We start from the raw sequence: 19,384 nt of genomic DNA, 5'->3' as shown, positions 1-19,384 counted from the left end.
CACACAAAAAAGTGTGGGATGCCGCTTCAATCAGGGCTAGGCATTTAGTCTAAACAATTATATGTTGGCAGTATTTGAGATTTTGTAGCGTTCCTCATTATTTTTGGTGCGCAGGATAATTTCGCCTAAAAACCCGGCCAGAAACAATTGGGTTCCAATAATCATCGTCGTCAATGAAATATAAAACCACGGATTTTGGGTTACCAGATTCGCAGACAGGTGATTGCCAAGGCGGTATAATTTGGTAACTCCTATTATTCCCGCGGCAACAAACCCAATGATAAACATGATGGAACCTAAGGCGCCAAACAGGTGCATCGGTCTTTTTCCGAAACGCGACAAAAACCAGATCGTAATCAGATCCAGAAACCCGTTGATAAAACGATCCATTCCAAATTTGGTCGAACCGTATTTTCTCGCCTGGTGTTTGACCACTTTTTCGCCGATTTTTCCAAATCCGGCATTTTTGGCCAAAACCGGAATGTAACGGTGCATTTCGCCCGAAACTTCCACATTTTTGACCACCACATTTTTATAGGCTTTCAGGCCGCAGTTGAAATCATTCAGCTGCACACCGGAAGTTTTCCGGGCCGCCCAATTGAATAATTTCGATGGGATGTTTTTGGTTACAACCGAATCATACCGTTTCTTTTTCCAGCCCGAAACCAAATCAAAATGCTGTTCCATAATCATCCGGTACAACTCTGGAATTTCTTCCGGATTGTCCTGCAGGTCAGCATCCATGGTAATGACCACATCACCTTTGGCTTCAGCAAAACCGGCATGTAAAGCCTGGGATTTTCCGAAATTTTTCAGAAAACGGATTCCTTTTATATTTGGATTTTCGGAGGATAATTGTTTAATGATTGACCAGGAATGATCAGTGCTTCCATCATCAATAAAGATAACTTCATAAGAATAATTATGCGTATCCATTACAGAAACAATCCAGTTATGGAGCTCCTGCAAGGATTCTTCTTCATTAAGAAGAGGTATGATGACGGATAGGTTCATTAATTGGAAATTAGAAACTTTGAGGCTTTTCATTTTTAACAATAGCCCCAATTATTAAGGAGTACAATAGTCCAAAAAAGGCATACATAGCTATAGTGGCCGGAAATGCAATCATTGGATTCATGAATTTTCTTTGAAATGATAAACCCATTTCTAATTGTTTGCTTGTTATTTCGGGAGTTTTCTTTATAATCTCAGATCTAATTATCGAAATCATCTCATCAACGAATTCAGGAAATATTAAGTTAAAAATAACATTGAAAGCAGCATAAATCAAAGCAGCTATAACCATCATAGAAACGCCCACTTTTAGACATTCACCGAATGAGGCAAAACCATTATTCAGATTTTTGTAGTTTTTACATCCCATATAAATAAATAATAATGGGAGTCCAATAAAGTTTAAAAGATTTACGATCATGCCAACGGGTGAACCAATCAAGGATTTCATTCCTATAACGTACATTATTACGAATTCTAAAACCATAATAACTCCAAATAAAATACCTAACTGAAGTCCAGATTTAGCTGGTGAAATTTTTTCTGTCATTTTCTTTAATTTAAATTAAACCACAAATATATGAATTACCAAATTATGGAACGATAAAATTTAGTTTTAGATAAAGTTTAAAAAAACACACTTAAAGATTTGATTATTAAAAAATAATTGTAAATTTGCAAACTCAAAATAATATAGTAAAATAAAAGTTATAGCGGGTTTATACCTTTTCAATTAAACGAAAAGCTTCAAAACAGGTTATAATTCAACAAATAAAAAAAGATTTACAAGATGAAAAAAGGAATTCACCCAGAAAATTACAGATTAGTAGCGTTTAAAGACATGTCTAACGAAGAAGTTTTTATTACTAAATCTACAGCAGACACTAAAGAAACTATTACAGTTGATGGTGTTGAGTATCCAGTTGTGAAAATGGAGATCTCCAGAACTTCTCACCCTTTTTACACAGGTAAATCTAAACTTATCGATACTGCAGGACGTATTGATAAATTTAAAACTAAATACGCTAAACATACTAAATAATAGTAGTTTATCCTTATATATCAAAAGCCTTCCAATCGGAAGGCTTTTTTGTTTTTTATTGAATTGAAAACTTTGTAACTTTGAATTCTAAATTTTGTGACTATTAGACTTTTGGAATCAGGATATCGAATAACCAAATCAACGAATTAACGAATCGACATTTTTATGAACTATATACTTTTTGACGGTACAGTCCGCAACGCATTACTTCCCTTTACTTTCACGAGACCTGTAGCCGACATTCGCGTAGGGATTCTGACAATCCGCGAAAAATGGGAAAAGCATTTGGGTTCCACTACCACGACTTTGACCGAAGAGTATCTTTCCGAAAAATTCCCAATGGTCGAACTGGAAGAAAATGTGATGATCAATGCTTCGTTTCTGCCTAATAATGTACTGTCGGAACTCGTGCGCAATCTGGAGCCGAATCAGGCTATTTTCAAGGGAGAGGAAGTGATTGCTTTCTATACCCAGGAATCTCAGGAAGAAGTGGATTTTGATTCCTATGACATCATTGATTATAAAGAAGACTGCCTGACGATCGAAAAAACATGGGATATTTTCGCGAAAAATGATGCCGCTATCCGTGAAGATTTTGAACTGTTGACCGAAGACCGGACCTCACAACCAATCCCGAAAAGTGTCAATGTAATGGCCCCGGAAAATATTTTTATTGAAGCTGGTGCGAAACTTGAATTTGTTACCTTAAATGCATCCACAGGGCCTATTTATATCGGAAAGAACTCTGAAATCATGGAAGGCTCTGTAATCCGCGGACCATTTGCTTTGTGCGAGGAAGCGCAGGTGAAATTGGCATCCAAAGTATACGGTGCAACGACTGTAGGTCCGCATTGCCGAATTGGGGGCGAAGTAAATAATTCCGTGTTGTTTGGGTATTCCAATAAAGGACACGATGGGTTTTTAGGGAATTCTGTATTGGGGGAATGGTGTAATATCGGTGCCGACAGTAATAATTCGAACCTGAAAAATAATTATGAGGAAGTGAAATTGTGGAGCTACGAAACTGAAGGCTTTGCCAAAACAGGCCTGCAGTTCTGCGGTTTGATGATGGGAGATCACAGTAAATGCGGTATCAACACGATGTTTAATACCGGTACAGTAGTTGGTGTGAGTACCAACATTTTCGGAAGCGGTTTTCCACGAAATTTTATCCCGAGTTTTTCTTGGGGCGGTGCTTCTGGGTTCACGACTTACATCACGAAAAAAGCTTTCGAGACGGCACGAATCGTAATGTCGAGACGGCATGTTGACTTTACGGAGCAGGATGCTAAAATTATGGAACACGTATTTGAAGAAACAAAAAAATACCGAAAGGAATAAGTTTTACCATATTTGTAATAAAAACGAACCGCAATTGAGAAATCATTTTGCGGTTTTTTTTATCCCTTAATTTATTTAAAATATGATATTCAGTAGTTTTTGGCTACAAAATAAGAAGTATCTTTAGAGTAATTTAATACAAAATAACATAAAATGTATAGAGTAGAAAATGATTTATTAGGCGATCTCAATGTTCCCGTCAACGCCTATTATGGTGTTCAGACACAACGGGCAATTGAAAATTTTCAAATTTCCTGTGTCAAATTAAATCAGTTTCCGGAATTTATCAAAGGCCTGGCGTATGTCAAATGGGCTGCAGCTGAAACCAATTTTAACTTGGGTCTGCTGGATGAAAAAATGAAAGACGTGATAGTTCAGGCTGCCAAAGAAGTGATTGAGGGAAAATTTAATGAAGAATTTCCAATAGATATGATTCAGGGTGGTGCCGGAACTTCTACCAATATGAATATCAATGAAGTGATTGCGAATCGTGCACTTGAAATTTTAGGCTATGAAAAGGGTCAATATCAATATTGTTCTCCCAATGATCATGTGAACTTATCGCAATCGACTAACGATGCCTATCCGACTGCAATAAAGCTGGCCAGCATTAATTCGAACAGCAACCTGATTGAACATTTAAGAAAATTGATTCAGTCATTCCGACGAAAAGGTGAGGAGTTCAAACATGTCCTTAAGATGGGAAGAACCCAATTACAGGACGCTGTTCCGATGACTATGGGGCAGGAATTCGAAGCCTATGCTGCTACTTTAGAAGAAGAAATCGAACGCCTGAACCAAAATTCGGCCTTGTTTTTTGAAATCAATATGGGTGCAACCGCAATCGGTACGGGTTTGAATGCCGCGCCGGGGTATGCAAAATTATGCGCTGAAAATTTGGCGAAAATCACAGGTCATCCTTTCGTTTCAGCACCGAACCTCATTGAGGCAACGCCCGATACGGGTTCGTATGTGATTTATTCTTCTGCATTGAAAAGAATGGCAATCAAAATTTCTAAAATATGCAACGATTTACGCCTCCTTTCTTCCGGTCCGCGTTGTGGTTTGAATGAAATTAATCTTCCTCCGATGCAGCCGGGTTCTTCCATTATGCCAGGCAAAGTAAATCCGGTGATTCCTGAAGTAATGAACCAGGTTTGTTTTAGGGTTATCGGGAATGATCTTACCGTTACCATGGCAGCCGAAGCCGGGCAATTGCAATTAAATGTAATGGAGCCGGTCTTGATTTATAGTATTATGGAATCGATGAAACTGCTTGAAAACGGAATGGATACTTTGGCGACCAAATGTATTGACGGAATCACTGCCAACGAGGAACACTGTAAAGAAATGGTCTTGCATAGTATCGGAATTGTGACCGCGCTGAATCCATATATTGGATATAAAAACAGCACCAAAATTGCCAAAGAAGCATTGGAAACCGGTAAGAGTGTTTACAAGCTCGTATTGGAACACAATCTTTTGTCTAAAGAACAATTGGATGACATTCTGAATCCCGAAAATATGCTGGCACCAAAATCCAAATAAATTAAAAAGAAATAATCTCCAGCCACGATTATACATATAGTCGTGGTTTTGATTATTATTCAATTCGGAATTAATTCAAATAGTTGATATGTAGCAGATTAATAATTTCTTCAAACCGATTATTGTATGTAAATTTGCAAACTCTTTTTATAAAGTGTTTTGTGTGAGGGATTGCAGTGGAAATCCCACGCTTTTGGGCGTGGATTGAAACGGAAAGCCCGACCCGATAGGGGCACACCCAAATAAGAGAATGGATTTATGGAAAACAGAAAAAAAGTTGCCTTTTATACGCTCGGTTGTAAGCTGAATTTTTCAGAAACATCAACAATTGCCCGAAATTTTCAGGATGAAGGTTTCGACCGTGTTGATTTTGAAGAAGTGGCTGATATTTATGTAATAAATACCTGCTCGGTTACCGAAAATGCTGATAAACAGTTCAAGCAAGTGGTGAAAAAGGCGATGAAGCTGAACGATAAAGCGTTCGTCGCGGCGGTTGGTTGTTATGCTCAATTGAAGCCTGAAGAACTGGCAGCAGTGGATGGCGTGGATTTGGTTTTGGGTGCCACCGAAAAATTCAAGATTACTGATTATATCAATGACTTGTCCAAGAATGATATGGGCGAGGTGCATTCCTGTGAAATTTCAGAAGCCGATTTTTACGTGGGAAGTTATTCCATCGGAGACCGAACGCGTGCTTTCTTGAAAGTTCAGGATGGATGTGACTATAAATGTACCTATTGTACGATTCCATTGGCAAGGGGAATTTCCCGAAGCGATGCATTGGAAAATGTATTGAAAAATGCGAAAGAAATTTCACAACAAAACATCAAAGAAATTGTACTGACGGGAGTGAATATTGGTGATTACGGAAAAGGAGAATTTGGAAATAAGAAACACGAACATACATTCTTTGAGTTAGTTCAGGAGTTGGATAAAGTAGAAGGTATTGAAAGATTGAGAATTTCGTCTATCGAACCCAATCTATTAAAAAATGAAACTATTGAATTTGTTTCCAAAAGCCGGACTTTTGTTCCTCATTTTCATATTCCGTTGCAATCGGGAAGTAATGACATACTGAAGTTAATGAAGCGTCGTTATTTGCGCGAAGTGTATACGGAACGTGTGAATAAAATTCGGGAAGTGATGCCGAATGCTTGTATTGGTGTCGACGTAATTGTGGGATTTCCGGGCGAAACTGACGAACATTTCCTTGAAACGTATCATTTTTTGAATGATCTGGATATTTCGTATCTGCACGTTTTCACGTATTCGGAACGGGATAATACCGAAGCCGCTACTATGTCTGGGGAAGTTCCTGCGAATGTAAGAAGCAAAAGAAGTAAAATGCTTCGTGGATTATCAGTGAAGAAACGTCGTGCTTTTTATGAAAGCCAGTTGGGAACTAACAGAACCGTATTGTTCGAAAGTGAAAACAAAGAAGGTTATATTCACGGGTTTACCGAGAATTATGTAAAAGTTAAAACCCCATGGAATCCGGAATTGGTTAACACACTATACGAGATCAACCTGACGAAGATAGATGAAGATGGTAGCGTAAGAATGGAATTTGTTGCTGTCCTAACATAATTTGTGGATAGCATTTGAAATAAAAAACCGCCTGCTAAAGGCGGTTTTTATTTATATCTTAATTCCTGGAGGTAATAAATCTTTGTAGGTGGAATTTTTTCTGAAGAAAGCAGCTATTTTTGGCAGAATAGGAACTACTTTTAATTTGCGTTCATAGGCGATTTCCATAATGTTTTTAAGAAAATCCACTATGAATTCTTCGTTTTCAAAATGATCGGGCACGTTAATCTTGGTCAGGAAAATCTTCTTTTCCTGAAAAGAATATTCAAGTGAAATCAATTTGCCGTCCACGAAGGTTTCAAATTGTCTCGAAAATGTGTTGTCTTTAATTTCCATAGCTGCTTGTGCTTCCATAAGTTATTACTGCATTGGTTAAAAAAAATGGTTATTCCTAAAGCATCTTTGGGGCTCAAAGTGGTTTTGTTTTATCTGGATTTCTCCTTCAATTCAAAAGATAAACACCGTTTTAGGGAATTATACTGTGTATTTAATTGTTTTTATACTTTTAACATACTTAAATAGAAAAAAGCAAAACAACAGTTACAAAGATACCGATTTGCCTTTCAATATCAAATAATTTTGACTCATATCTCCGTGTTAGCCTGCTGTTTGTCGGTAAAAACTGACAGCGTACCGATGTTATCGATTTATCGCTCTATTACTTGTTCAGAAAGTGGTTAAGTCAGAATAGAGTCATAATTAATTGATAAATAAATGTGGCCTTCCGGACGGGTTATTTTAAAAAAACTATTTTTATAAAAATTTTAGTACATGGCCAAAATTCCAGTTTACTTTATGCCCGGTTTGGCTGCAAGCCCGCTTATTTTCGAACGGATAAATTTGCCAGTAGAACAATTTGACACTTTCCTTTTGGAATGGGAAATTCCGTTAGAGAATGAATCCTTATCAGAATATGCAAAACGAATTTCCGCAAAAATTACACATGAAAACCCGGTCTTAATCGGGGTTTCCTTTGGTGGGATTGTGGTTCAGGAAATGGCTCAGTTTATCGTAACCAGTAAAGTAATTATTATTTCAAGTGTCAAAAGTAACTTGGAATTTCCCAAGAGAATGGCGTTTGCAAAAACCACGAAAGCCTATAAGCTGATACCGACAAATATGATTTTAAATCTTGAAAGTTGGGCTAAATATTCTTTTGGGGAAACCATCAATGAAAGACTGAAAATATATGAAAAATTTCTTTCCGTTCGGGATCGGGGATACTTGGATTGGGCTATCGAGCAGGTAGTTTTGTGGGACAGAACGGAAGCGGATAAAAATGTAATTCATATCCACGGCGATGCTGATGAGATATTTCCGATAAAATATATTTCCGACTGCATCGTTGTAAAAGGAGGGACACACATTATGATCCTGACGAAGCACAGATGGCTGAATGACAATCTGCCGAAAATTATTTTGGGGCGGGATTTATAAAACGGACAGATTTTTGTAGGTTTACGAATTGAAAACAGTAAAAGAAAGAAAATGAACTGGATAAAAAAAACTGGCATTATTGCCTCGGTAGTGGTTGTAAGTGGTGTTTCTATTTTCGCCATTTCTACTCAAAATAAAAATAAAATCACCCATGAAGGTACGTCAAATTTTTTTCCGACTGAAGTAGATTTTGCCGGAGAGCAAACGCCTTTAAATATTTCGGATGTCAACGAACGTTTTGATAAGGAGCTATTGATTAATACGAATCTCCATTCTTCCACGATTTTGGTAATTAAAAGGGCTAATCGTGCCTTCCCTGTCATTGAGCCTATATTGAAAAAAAATGGAGTGCCTGATGATTTTAAATATCTTGCAGTAATCGAAAGTGCGTTGACCAATGCAGTTTCCTCAGCGGGAGCAAGAGGAGTGTGGCAATTTATGCCGGATACCGCTAAGGGAATAGGCATGGAAGTAAGTGAAACAGTTGACGAACGGTATCATTTGGAGAAATCGACCGAAGCGGCCTGTAAATATTTATTGACTGCAAAAGAGAAATTTGGATCGTGGACTTTAGCTGCGGCTTCTTACAACGGGGGTATGGGCGGGGTTTTAAGACAAATGGAAAGTCAAAAAGTAACCAATTATTATGATTTGTTGCTGAACGATGAAACCTCCAGATATGTATTCAGGATTTTGGCTTTAAAGGAAATTATGAAAAATCCTGAAAAATATGGTTATACAATTCCACAGCAGGAATTATATTTTATTTTGCCGACAAAAAAAATTGAGGTAGACAGTTCTATTACGGATTTGGCCACTTTTGCCAAAGGACAGGGAATTAATTACAAGATATTGAAAATCCACAATCCGTGGTTGAGAGATAAGAAATTGGACAATGTGAATAAGAAAATTTACACCATTGAAATCCCTTTGAAAGGTTACAATTAATACTAATTGGTAGCCAGACGCGAATGTACTACTGATTTATTTATCAGTGATTCGTTGATGCTTTTACTTAAATTATCATAGCTCTGAGCTATTGCAATTTTTAATGCCGTTTTAGGTTGAAATTGACTCACAACACGTTTAATGCTGACTACCTTCTTATTTTCATCAATAAAGTATGAAGTGGGGAAGCCCAAGGTGTGTTTTAGGGTCGAAACAATACGGGAATCATTATCGTAAGATTCGTTGGCGTAACACACTTTTATATTGCTGTTGAAGAGATTGGCAATTTTCTTGATGTTGCATTTTTTATCCCAGAACAATACGATAAACTCCATATTATTGCGGTGCTCTTTCGCTAATTTATTCAATGCTGGGATTTCGCCTTTGTTTAAGACACACCACGAAGCATAAGTGATGATGAATACCGGTTTTGTGATTTTATTCAGCTCCACTTTTTTGGAATTGTAACTCTTAATAGTAAAGTTATCAAATTGGGTACCTACTAATTTATACTGTACCAAAGAATCAAATAACCGCTGTCCTTCGTTAAAATCTCTTTTTTCAAAAGCAAGGTCACTGGCCTTATTATAGGATTTGATATTAGCTTTCAAAGCATCGGAGAAAAAAACAATGGAGTCCTGGCTATAAGAAGCTGAAAACGAGAATATAAAAAGGACTGTAAGTAAAGTTTTATTCATGAGAGTTTAAATCTGTGGCAAAACTACTACATGAACGGTTATTCGCAAAAATTATTCGATGAATCGTAAAAATACTCGTTAAAAAACATTAATTGCACAAAAAAACCACCTTCTGAGGTGGTTTTGATTGTTGATGTCGTAATAAGAAGTATTTTTTGACTAAAAATTACATTTTCTTTAATTGACCTTTCATCATGACGATCTGGTCTTTCAGCATACCTTGTTTGTCTAATTTTTTAGCTTCGTTCAGTAAATTGGTTGCCTCCAATTTTCTTCTGCGCGTCATTGCAACCCCAGCTAAATTTAATTTGGCTACAGCCAAATCCATATCCATGGACAAACCTAACTCGATAGCTTTTTTGAAATACTTTTCTGCCTGTGACAAATTAGTCTGCGAAAGCATGATTCCGTGTAAGTAATTGAAATAACCCTGCTGTTTGCGTACCAATGCCGATTCAGGTTTTTTGATATAGGCAAGCCATTTTTGGGCACCAGGAAAATCCTGTTTTCTTAATTTTAAAAAGGCCAATAGAATAAATTCGTTTTTGAAGTACAAAAGAACAGGTATTGCACTTAGTAAAATCAGGAAAATCCCATTTCCTATATTTCCTTCTGTAAATTGCCAAACCCCTGCAATAATAATAAGTCCGGCTATTATAAGCTTAATATTTCTGTGAAACATATATAAGTGTTTTTATGAGTTGGCAAAGATAGTAAAAGGATTTTAAAATATTTTTACAAAACCACTTGCCAGAAAAAAAAGTCTTTGTATATTTGCACTCGGTTTTAAAACAACACAAGTAAAAAACCAATACAGATATTTTAATTCAAGATTTTAAAGATAACAAACAATGAGCAAAAGAACATTTCAACCATCGAAAAGAAAAAGAAGAAATAAGCACGGATTTATGGACAGAATGGCTTCTGCTAATGGAAGAAAAGTCCTTGCTCGCAGAAGAGCTAAAGGAAGACATAAATTGACTGTATCTTGCGAACCAAGACATAAAAAATAATGTTTGAATAAACATAAATAAAGGCGTTACTTCTATTAGTATCGCCTTTTTTTATATCTTGTCGTGACTAAAAAAAGCCTAAAAGCTTTAATTCGAAGCGATTAAATGTTACCTGAAATACTTATAACTACACACTAACTACAACAACACACAATGCCAAAAGACAATTCAATAAAATCCGTTTTAATAATAGGGTCAGGTCCAATTGTTATCGGCCAGGCATGCGAATTTGATTATGCCGGATCCCAATCTGCACGTTCTATCCGTGAAGAAGGAATCGAGGTAATCCTGATCAATTCGAATCCGGCTACCATCATGACCGATCCATCCATGGCGGATCATGTTTATTTATTGCCACTGACTACCAAATCAATCATTCAAATCCTAAAAGAGCATCCGCAAATTGATGCGGTCTTACCGACTATGGGAGGACAGACAGCTTTGAATTTATGTTTGGAAGCGGATGAAAAAGGCATCTGGCAGGATTTCGGGGTGAAATTAATCGGGGTGGATATCAATGCCATCAATATTACCGAAGACAGAGAGCAGTTCAAGCAGCTTTTAGAGAAAATTGGAATTCCGGCGGCACCTGCAAAGACAGCGACTTCTTTCTTAAAAGGAAAAGAAATAGCACAGGAATTTGGATTTCCGTTAGTAATCCGTCCTTCGTTTACTTTAGGAGGAACCGGAGCTGCTTTTGTACATACAAAGGAAGAGTTTGACGAAAAACTAACCTATGGATTAGAAATGTCACCCATCCATGAGGTCTTAATTGATAAGGCATTAATTGGATGGAAAGAATACGAACTGGAGCTTTTAAGAGATAAAAACGACAACGTAGTTATCATCTGTTCTATCGAAAATATGGACCCAATGGGAATCCACACCGGAGACAGTATTACGGTGGCGCCGGCAATGACCTTATCGGATACGACTTTCCAGAAAATGCGTGATATGGCCATTCTGATGATGCGTAGTATCGGAAATTTTGCCGGAGGTTGTAATGTTCAGTTTGCGGTTTCACCGGATGAAAAAGAAGATATTGTAGCGATTGAAATCAATCCACGTGTTTCCCGCTCTTCTGCCTTGGCATCAAAAGCTACTGGTTATCCAATTGCCAAAATTGCTTCAAAATTAGCTTTAGGATATCATTTGGATGAACTGCAAAATCAGATTACCAAATCGACTTCCGCCTTATTTGAACCAACACTGGATTACGTTATCGTGAAAATCCCACGTTGGAACTTTGATAAATTTGAAGGTGCCGACAGGACTTTAGGCTTACAGATGAAATCGGTAGGGGAAGTAATGGGAATCGGACGCTCCTTTCAAGAAGCGCTTCACAAGGCCACACAATCTTTGGAAATCAAAAGAAATGGATTGGGAGCTGACGGAAAAGGATATAAAAATTACGAACAGATTATCGAGAAACTGACTTTTGCAAGTTGGGACCGTGTTTTTGTGATATATGATGCAATTCAAATGGGAATTCCATTGAGCAGAATCCACGAAATCACCAAAATCGATATGTGGTTCCTAAAGCAATATGAAGAACTTTATACTTTAGAGAAAGAAATTTCAAATTTCAAAATAGATACGTTACCAAAAGAATTGCTTTTGGAAGCGAAACAAAAAGGATTCGCTGACAGACAAATTGCCCACATGTTAGGCTGTCTGGAAAGTCAGATATATAAATTGCGAGAGGATTTAGGCGTAAAAAGAGTTTACAAATTAGTGGACACTTGTGCAGCTGAATTCAAAGCAAAAACCCCTTATTATTACTCGACTTTTGAAGCTGAAATCGAGAAACCAAACGGTGAACGGTATGTTGATAACGAAAGTATCGTTTCCGATAAGAAAAAAGTAGTGGTATTGGGCTCCGGACCAAACCGGATTGGCCAAGGTATCGAATTCGATTATTCTTGTGTTCACGGAGTTTTGGCAGCCAAAGAATGTGGTTACGAAACCATCATGATCAATTGTAACCCGGAAACGGTTTCCACTGATTTCGACACCGCCGATAAATTGTATTTCGAGCCTGTTTTCTGGGAACATATTTATGATATTATCCGTCACGAAAAACCGGAAGGTGTCATCGTACAATTGGGAGGACAAACGGCGCTTAAATTAGCTGAAAAGCTTTCGAAATACGGAATCAAAATTTTAGGAACTAGCTTTGATGCTTTGGATTTAGCGGAAGACAGAGGACGTTTCTCTGAATTGCTGACCGAATTGAAAATACCTTTCCCTCAGTTTGGTATCGCTGAAACGGCTGACGAGGCATCTGCTCTGGCGGATATTCTGGATTTCCCGCTTTTGGTTCGACCATCGTATGTTTTGGGAGGGCAGGGAATGAAAATTGTCATCAACAAACAAGAATTAGAAGAACACGTAATTGATCTATTAAAATCGATTCCGGGGAATAAATTGCTGTTGGATCATTATTTGGATGGTGCAATAGAAGCAGAGGCGGATGCGATCTGTGATGGCGAAAATGTATACATTATCGGTATAATGGAGCATATTGAACCATGCGGAATCCATTCCGGAGACAGTAATGCGACATTGCCTCCTTTCAATTTAGGGGAATTCGTCATGCAGCAAATCAAAGACCATACGAAGAATATCGCTTTGGCATTACGGACTGTTGGTCTTATCAATATCCAGTTTGCGATAAAAGACGATACTGTTTATATTATTGAAGCCAATCCAAGGGCGTCCCGTACCGTACCATTTATAGCAAAAGCGTATGGCGAACCGTATGTGAATTATGCCACTAAAGTAATGCTGGGCCATAATAAAGTGACCGACTTCAAATTCAATCCGCAATTAAAGGGATTTGCGATTAAACAACCTGTATTCTCATTCAGCAAATTCCAAAACGTGAATAAAGCATTAGGTCCTGAAATGAAATCTACAGGAGAGAGCATTTTGTTTATCGACGATTTGAAAGACGATCAATTCTATGAATTGTACTCCAGAAGAAAAATGTATTTGAGTAAATAAATCCAATCATTATAAAAATAAAAAATCCCTCAGCTGAGGGATTTTTTTATGGGACAATCTTAATTAGGAATTGATTTTCTTAACTAAAATTTTCTCTTGTGTGAATTGATATGCTGCATCAAGGAAATCAACTATTTTACTCCAGTTTTTATTTGGCTGATAATAATCCGTATAATATTTATACGTTTTTATTTTCAGTTTATTTCCTTCTATCACTGCCGAACTGATAAATCCGCCGGTTTCATTCTCTACTTTTTTATTTAATTTTTCCAGACCTGTCGCGGTGTATCCTTCCGGGATTTCAATAATAAGTTCATTATCCAAAGAACGAGGAAATCCGTAATAAATATTATTGGTACGTTCTTTTTCTTTTTTGGAAATGTCAACCTGGACGCCAATCAGTTTTCCAACTTCCAGGATGTAATTTTCACCCGCTTTTTTCACAAGGCCATTTTTGATTGTGAAATCTTCCTTGTAAGCGAGAGGCGTTGTTTTACCATACCTTCCGGTATTGAGAATTTCATAACTGTGATTGTCGATTTCAAAAGTATAACCATTCTCAGTTGATTTTTTGAAATCCTCTTTTCTTTTATCTTTCAGTTTATTGACAATTGCGTCAAATTCCTTTTGATACTGTTCTCTTTTTTTCTTGTTTTTCACGCGTTCCATTAGCGGCAACGTTTCGTATTTTTTATAATCTTCAGTGGTGTAATCAAAAAAGTATAATTTTTCTGCCTGCTCAGAAGTTTTATTTTGTCCGCTCAAAGCCGTTTCCAAATTGATCTGCATGGTGTTGAAATCTTTTGCCAGACTGGCAGTAATCACCTGTTTCCAAACATTGTCTTTATAGGTAGACGAAGGCAGTTTTACACGTTCTACATCTACCACTTTTTTCAGTTTTGAAACTTTCAAAGCATAGGCTTCCGTGTTTTCAAGCTGGGATGAGAATTGATCGACATCAGAATAAGGGGTGAAATATTCAATGTATATTGGCTTTTCTGTATTCACTTTCAATAACAGGCTGGCATTTTTTTGAATCAATAAGTCTTTAATATCGCCATTATATCGGTTGGTAGCCACAATAATATCGTAATCAATTTTATTATCCTTCAGGAAAGCCATGAAATAGTTGATGAAATTTTCTTCTTGTGTAAAGAATATCGGATTGGTACCATAAAGATCAAATGGGAACATAATTTTTGCCTCATTAGCAACAAAAGCCTCCACATACATCGTGTAATAGTAATGTCTGGTGAAATAGTACACCGCCTTAACTTTTTCTTCTGTCGTGGCAAATGTGTTCTTTTTGAGAAAACGTTCAATATGTCCTAAATCTCCATAAGGTCTGAATTTGTTGGTATAAAAATTCAGTACATCTTCTTTTGAAACGGTCTTTTTAATTATATTTTCTTTGGCAGGCAAAAAGGCATCCGCTCTTTTTTCAAAAGTGCCGTTACGGGCAAAAAATACCTGAAACTTATAACAAGGTAATTCTACTAAAGGATAAAACCATTTTGGGAAATCGTTTTTGGCAATGTCCGTGGCAACTATTTCATATTTACGTTCGTTGCTTCTATCCAAAGCTATTTCTTTTAATTCAGGACCGCCATTATACGTATTGAAATTTACAAAAAAGTCATTTTCGGTCTGAAAAGTAAGTTTGTAATTCATTATCGGATGCGTATCGCCCAAGGTTTTTTCCACTTCTTCAAAACCATATTCCATAAAAGATTTGAAGGTTTCGGTGTTATAACTGTAATAATCAATGATATCGCCAACTTCTAAATTAGGAATAGCAATTTTTTTACTACTATCCAATTTAACAGCATCCGCGTCCACATTAATCTCCACTTCTTTTCCGTCTGGTTTGATGACTTTTATGCCCAGAACAATTTCGGTTCCATACCGTGTTTTTGAATTTTCCGAAAATGTAAATTCCGAATATTCCGTTATACCGGCCTGATCCTGTAATTTGATTCTTTTACGAAATGCGGATCTATAGGTAACGTTTTTACCAAATTTGTGATAATCATAATCTTCATATTTATAAATGATGACTGCCGATTCATTTTTCCATTTTTCAGGAATCGTTGACACAGATTTATAGGCATCATTTTTTCCCCAGAAAAATTCTTTTATTTCAGCTTTGTCCTGCGCCAGAAGCGAACTGGAAACAAATAATAGTAGGGTTAAAATTTTTAATTTCATGGCGATTATGATTTGGTTAGGGTAATTTGTTCGTTGTAGATTTTTGACAATTTTTCCAAAAAAGGATTCCAGTCCGTAAAATCGGCCGATTTGATCACTCCGTTTTTGAAGGTAAATTGTTTTTTGTAAATAATTTCGTTTCCAACCTGCTGATAACTGATGTCTACCAATAAGTTGTCTTTTGAAAAAGAAATGGATTCCGGAAGTTTGACTACTTTGTATCCGGCGGGAATTTCCAATTTGATGGTTGATTCATAATTTTCCTTGTATGGAAACTCATAATCGTTTTTGCGTTCCTTAAAATCAAGGGTCGCAAATTCTTTTTTGAAATCCAGATCAATGTAAAGGTCATTGTCGAAACTCGACACTTTATTGTCCAATTTGGTATTGTATTCCAATGACAACATCTTATCCCTGTTTTTCAGGTCGGAAGTAGTGATATTCGTTACCGTAAAATTTTTATCTCGGTCGGTGATGTATTCCTGTAAGGCCTCCTCTTTTTTATCTGTTTTGGTGTTGTTATAATTATACAAAAAGGACGCACGGCTTTCTCCGAGAAAGGTGTTTTTTGTATTTCCAATCAACGATTCGTTCTCAATATGGAAAGTGGAAGTCAACGTTTCGGTATTTGCCGCAGCATTTGTAGCCGGGATTTTTTCGATTATGAAATCAGTTCCGTTTTCAATTAAAACCTCTTTCCCCTGAATCCGTTCTGCATATTCACCAAAGGAGTTGTATTTTTCAGTTCCGTCCAAGAAGTATTTTTTACCTTTAAATAGCAAGGTGCAAATCATGTGATTATCGACAGATAATGACGGCGTAGTGTAATCATAAGCGATTCGTTTGGTTCCAATCCAGGTTAAACGCGCATCAAAGCCAGCCTCTTTCAGCATTTGTTTGGTAAGGTTAGCCATTCCTTTGCAATCGCCATAACGCTTCTGAAAAACATTTTGGGATTCGTCCGGTTTAAATCCTGCTATTCCATCCTCAAATGCAATATATCGGATATTGTCCTGAACCCAATAATAGATGTTTTTGATTTTCTCTTCATCGGAAGTTGCTTTTTCAGTGAGTTCTTTGACTTTTTCCTTCAAAAGAGCCGGATTTTCCTGCATCAGATCCACAAGTGACTTATACCATTTGTATAAATCAGATGTTGCGTTAAAAAGCGTCGTTTTTTGGTTATCCTTAGTGTATGATTTTGCGATCAGCATCAAATGAGGATAAATGTAACTGGGGCCAGGAGTTGCTTTTTCAACAGGTGTTGGGGCAACATTTTCGATAGTATAAGTGTATGTTGTGGTCTTAGCTTTCTCGTCTTTTTTCTCGGTTTTCTTGATTTCAAAACCTTTAAAGTTGAATTCTTTTATTTCAAGTTCCAACCAACTTGGAATGACAATCGTAATTTCTTTTTTTACTACGGGATAATCATCGTTGAGGTACACCGTGGTAAAATATTTTACGTCTTTGTATTTTTTATCCAACTCATAAAAATAAGTATAGCCCTGAACCGGAAAATCGACATTCATGTATTTTACACGTGCATCATTATAAAATAAATCATCATTTTTATAGAATTCATCCTTAACCAAAAAATAGGCGTTCTTTTCATTACGGTATTTCAGCCTGAAGTTTTCAATCATAGACTCACTATCATAGAACTCATATTTTTGAATATCCGTCCTATGTGTTATATTCATTAAGTTTTCACGTAGGCTATGATTAACTGTCACCTTTCCTTCCTTGGAGTTTAATCCGAATGAAATAATCGAATAACTCGAAAGGACTGCGACGTCAGATTTAGAGTTTTTTTCGCGAAGCTGTTTCGCTAAAACAATATCCTCGAGTGTCGGGTCAATGTTTTTTTGTGAAAATGAACTATACGTAATGAATACAAATAGTAACAGGACTATGCGTTTAATTGTCATAATTACAGTAGATTTGGAATGCGAAGATAATAATTAAAACGAGATACAGGCCCTATTAGCACATTATATTTTATTTAATTTTACTCGTAAACTACTGATTCTCAATATATATGAAAAAATTTAACAATAAAGCAAAAACTGATAAGAATACAGGATTCGGAACCAACGCATCCAATTATGGAGGCCGGTTTGTCAATAAAAACGGCACTGCTAATGTCGAAAAACGGGGCCTGCATATTTTACACCGGATAAGCTGGTATCATACGCTCATCGACTTGCCGCGTTGGAAATTCATGTTTGTCGTTTTGGCTTTTTATGTTGGAATGAATTTTATTTTTGCTGTGATTTATTATGGAATAGGCATTGAACACTTAAACGGCATCGATACGGCAGGTTCGGAATGGACCAAATTCGGACAGGCTTACTTTTTTAGTGCGCAAACTTTTACTACTGTGGGTTACGGGCATATTAGTCCGTCCGGTTTTTTGACTAGTTCTATTGCTGCCGCAGAAGCCTTAATTGGTTTGTTGAGTTTTGCTATTGCGACAGGATTATTCTTCGGAAGATTCAGTAAACCGACTGCATTTTTGAAATTTTCACATAATGCCCTGATTGCACCTTATGGTGAAATAACTGGATTGATGATTAGAACCACGCCTTTTAAGAATACCAATTTTACAGATGCCGAAGCTAAGATGACCCTGGGAATGAGTGTAGAGGAAAATGGTATAAAGACCAACAAGTTTTTTGCATTGGATTTAGAACTGAAAAAAATTAATGCGTTGACCTTGAGCTGGACATTGGTGCATCCAATAACCGAGGACAGTCCACTCTATAAATTTACAAAAGAGGATTTTGCGAATATGAATGGAGAAATACTGGTTTTCATCAAAACCTTTGATGATATGTTTAGTAACACGGTTGCCGCGCGAACGTCCTATACCTTTGATGAAGTGGTGTATGGCGCAAAATTCGAACCCATGTATACCCGAAGCGGCGACAGCTCAAAAACGGTGTTGCATTTAGACAAGCTGAATATTTTTAATGCAGTTGACCTGCACTGCTTTATTTAACCAGGAAATTGGTTTTAATATTGACGGTTTTGGATACTTTATTACTGACTACCTTTGGAATGCTGATTCTGAAATCCTCTGAATTCACATTGAAATCAGAAAGTATTTCCAGTGCATCATCTACTTTTCGAAGCTTTACAGTGGTGTAAATTTCCCTGCTTCTTCCATGCAATTCGAGTTTGCCCTTCATCTTGAATTCTTTGGAAGCAGTTCCTATAATATTCCAATTAAAACCTTGAATGACGCCTTTAAACATTGCTTTCGGATAGGTGTCGCTTTCCATGTAATTCTCGTTGAAGTGTTCTTCCATTAAAGCGATTTTAAAACGAAATCCTTTAATCAATGCCAAACTGGCAAATTCTCCTGTTTTAATGTTTAAAATACAAGTAACTGATTCATTGGTTCCTTCCACTTCTTCAAAGGAAGGGACTGAAGCTTCAAATGTAACCGTGCCCGTTTTGGTAAGCTTTTTATCTTGTGCAAAAATAGAATGGAATGACAAGAAGGTGATCAATAAAACTATTGATTTTTTCATGATGGC

General features: G+C 36.8%; 17 protein-coding genes. 9 read left to right on the top strand and 8 right to left on the bottom strand.

Annotated features, from left to right (window positions below; translation table 11 throughout):
- Nucleotides 1-57: 57 nt before the first annotated feature.
- Both FNW07_RS13130 and FNW07_RS13125 read right to left on the bottom strand, forming a co-directional pair.
- Nucleotides 58-1,014 (bottom strand): glycosyltransferase family 2 protein, encoded by a 957-nt coding sequence (locus FNW07_RS13130; protein ID WP_126744612.1) that lies wholly within the window; start codon nt 1,012-1,014, stop codon nt 58-60.
- A 10-nt stretch (nt 1,015-1,024) separates the two neighbouring features.
- Nucleotides 1,025-1,564 (bottom strand): DUF4199 domain-containing protein, encoded by a 540-nt coding sequence (locus FNW07_RS13125; protein ID WP_126744602.1) that lies wholly within the window; start codon nt 1,562-1,564, stop codon nt 1,025-1,027.
- 240 nt (nt 1,565-1,804) lie between these two features.
- On the opposite strand from FNW07_RS13125, the gene FNW07_RS13120 reads away from it, so the two are divergent.
- The 4 genes from FNW07_RS13120 to mtaB all read left to right on the top strand — a co-directional run bounded on the left by FNW07_RS13120 (nt 1,805) and on the right by mtaB (nt 6,532).
- The gene (locus FNW07_RS13120) at nt 1,805-2,056 is read left to right on the top strand and encodes a type B 50S ribosomal protein L31 (RefSeq protein ID WP_126744603.1); all 252 of its coding nucleotides are present in this window, start codon (nt 1,805-1,807) and stop codon (nt 2,054-2,056) included.
- A gap of 165 nt (nt 2,057-2,221) precedes the next feature.
- A complete protein-coding gene (locus FNW07_RS13115; RefSeq protein WP_126744604.1) occupies nt 2,222-3,397 on the top strand; it encodes a GlmU family protein in 1,176 nt (391 codons plus the stop codon).
- Nucleotides 3,398-3,550: 153 nt separating this feature from the next.
- Nucleotides 3,551-4,945, top strand: a complete 1,395-nt coding sequence (aspA, locus tag FNW07_RS13110) for an aspartate ammonia-lyase (RefSeq protein WP_126744605.1) — start codon at nt 3,551-3,553, stop codon at nt 4,943-4,945.
- Between the two features lie 258 nt (nt 4,946-5,203).
- Nucleotides 5,204-6,532, top strand: a complete 1,329-nt coding sequence (gene mtaB, locus FNW07_RS13105) for a tRNA (N(6)-L-threonylcarbamoyladenosine(37)-C(2))-methylthiotransferase MtaB (protein ID WP_126744606.1) — start codon at nt 5,204-5,206, stop codon at nt 6,530-6,532.
- A 51-nt stretch (nt 6,533-6,583) separates the two neighbouring features.
- On the opposite strand, the gene FNW07_RS13100 is transcribed toward mtaB, so the two are convergent.
- Entirely contained in the window at nt 6,584-6,886 is a 303-nt protein-coding gene (locus tag FNW07_RS13100) for a GNAT family N-acetyltransferase (protein ID WP_255512775.1), read from the bottom strand.
- Between the two features lie 417 nt (nt 6,887-7,303).
- Here FNW07_RS13100 and FNW07_RS13095 point away from each other — a divergent pair, with 417 nt between their 5' ends.
- A complete protein-coding gene (locus FNW07_RS13095; protein WP_126744607.1) occupies nt 7,304-7,969 on the top strand; it encodes an alpha/beta hydrolase family protein in 666 nt (221 codons plus the stop codon).
- A 51-nt stretch (nt 7,970-8,020) separates the two neighbouring features.
- Nucleotides 8,021-8,917, top strand: a complete 897-nt coding sequence (locus FNW07_RS13090) for a lytic transglycosylase domain-containing protein (protein WP_126744608.1) — start codon at nt 8,021-8,023, stop codon at nt 8,915-8,917.
- A gap of 2 nt (nt 8,918-8,919) precedes the next feature.
- Here FNW07_RS13090 and FNW07_RS13085 read toward each other — a convergent pair whose 3' ends face one another.
- Nucleotides 8,920-9,615 carry a thioredoxin family protein gene (locus FNW07_RS13085; RefSeq protein WP_126744609.1) on the bottom strand — a complete coding sequence of 232 codons (696 nt, stop codon included), beginning with the start codon at nt 9,613-9,615 and terminating at the stop codon, nt 8,920-8,922.
- A 166-nt stretch (nt 9,616-9,781) separates the two neighbouring features.
- Nucleotides 9,782-10,297 (bottom strand): DUF2892 domain-containing protein, encoded by a 516-nt coding sequence (locus FNW07_RS13080; RefSeq protein ID WP_126744610.1) that lies wholly within the window; start codon nt 10,295-10,297, stop codon nt 9,782-9,784.
- A gap of 169 nt (nt 10,298-10,466) precedes the next feature.
- Here FNW07_RS13080 and rpmH point away from each other — a divergent pair, with 169 nt between their 5' ends.
- Both rpmH and carB read left to right on the top strand, forming a co-directional pair.
- On the top strand, nt 10,467-10,628 hold the full coding sequence (gene rpmH, locus FNW07_RS13075; RefSeq protein WP_007136275.1) for a 50S ribosomal protein L34: 162 nt from the start codon (nt 10,467-10,469) through the stop codon (nt 10,626-10,628).
- Nucleotides 10,629-10,781: 153 nt separating this feature from the next.
- A complete protein-coding gene (carB, locus tag FNW07_RS13070; RefSeq protein ID WP_126745114.1) occupies nt 10,782-13,634 on the top strand; it encodes a carbamoyl-phosphate synthase large subunit in 2,853 nt (950 codons plus the stop codon).
- Nucleotides 13,635-13,697: 63 nt separating this feature from the next.
- Here carB and FNW07_RS13065 read toward each other — a convergent pair whose 3' ends face one another.
- Together FNW07_RS13065 and FNW07_RS13060 are read right to left on the bottom strand one after the other, a co-directional pair.
- On the bottom strand, nt 13,698-15,842 hold the full coding sequence (locus FNW07_RS13065) for a DUF3857 domain-containing protein (protein WP_126745113.1): 2,145 nt from the start codon (nt 15,840-15,842) through the stop codon (nt 13,698-13,700).
- A gap of 5 nt (nt 15,843-15,847) precedes the next feature.
- Nucleotides 15,848-17,770 (bottom strand): transglutaminase domain-containing protein, encoded by a 1,923-nt coding sequence (locus FNW07_RS13060; RefSeq protein ID WP_255512774.1) that lies wholly within the window; start codon nt 17,768-17,770, stop codon nt 15,848-15,850.
- Nucleotides 17,771-17,880: 110 nt separating this feature from the next.
- Here FNW07_RS13060 and FNW07_RS13055 point away from each other — a divergent pair, with 110 nt between their 5' ends.
- Nucleotides 17,881-18,843: an ion channel gene (locus FNW07_RS13055; protein ID WP_126745112.1), complete on the top strand. Its 963-nt coding sequence runs from the start codon at nt 17,881-17,883 to the stop codon at nt 18,841-18,843.
- Here FNW07_RS13055 and FNW07_RS13050 read toward each other — a convergent pair.
- The gene (locus FNW07_RS13050) at nt 18,836-19,378 is read right to left on the bottom strand and encodes a YceI family protein (RefSeq protein WP_126745111.1); all 543 of its coding nucleotides are present in this window, start codon (nt 19,376-19,378) and stop codon (nt 18,836-18,838) included. The genes FNW07_RS13055 and FNW07_RS13050 overlap by 8 nt on opposite strands.
- Nucleotides 19,379-19,384: the final 6 nt, after the last annotated feature.

The sequence above is a fragment of the Flavobacterium sp. GT3R68 genome (assembly GCF_007109225.1).
Taxonomy (GTDB): domain Bacteria; phylum Bacteroidota; class Bacteroidia; order Flavobacteriales; family Flavobacteriaceae; genus Flavobacterium.
Note: the sequence above shows the minus strand (reverse complement) of the source record. Positions and strands in the feature narration are given on the sequence as shown.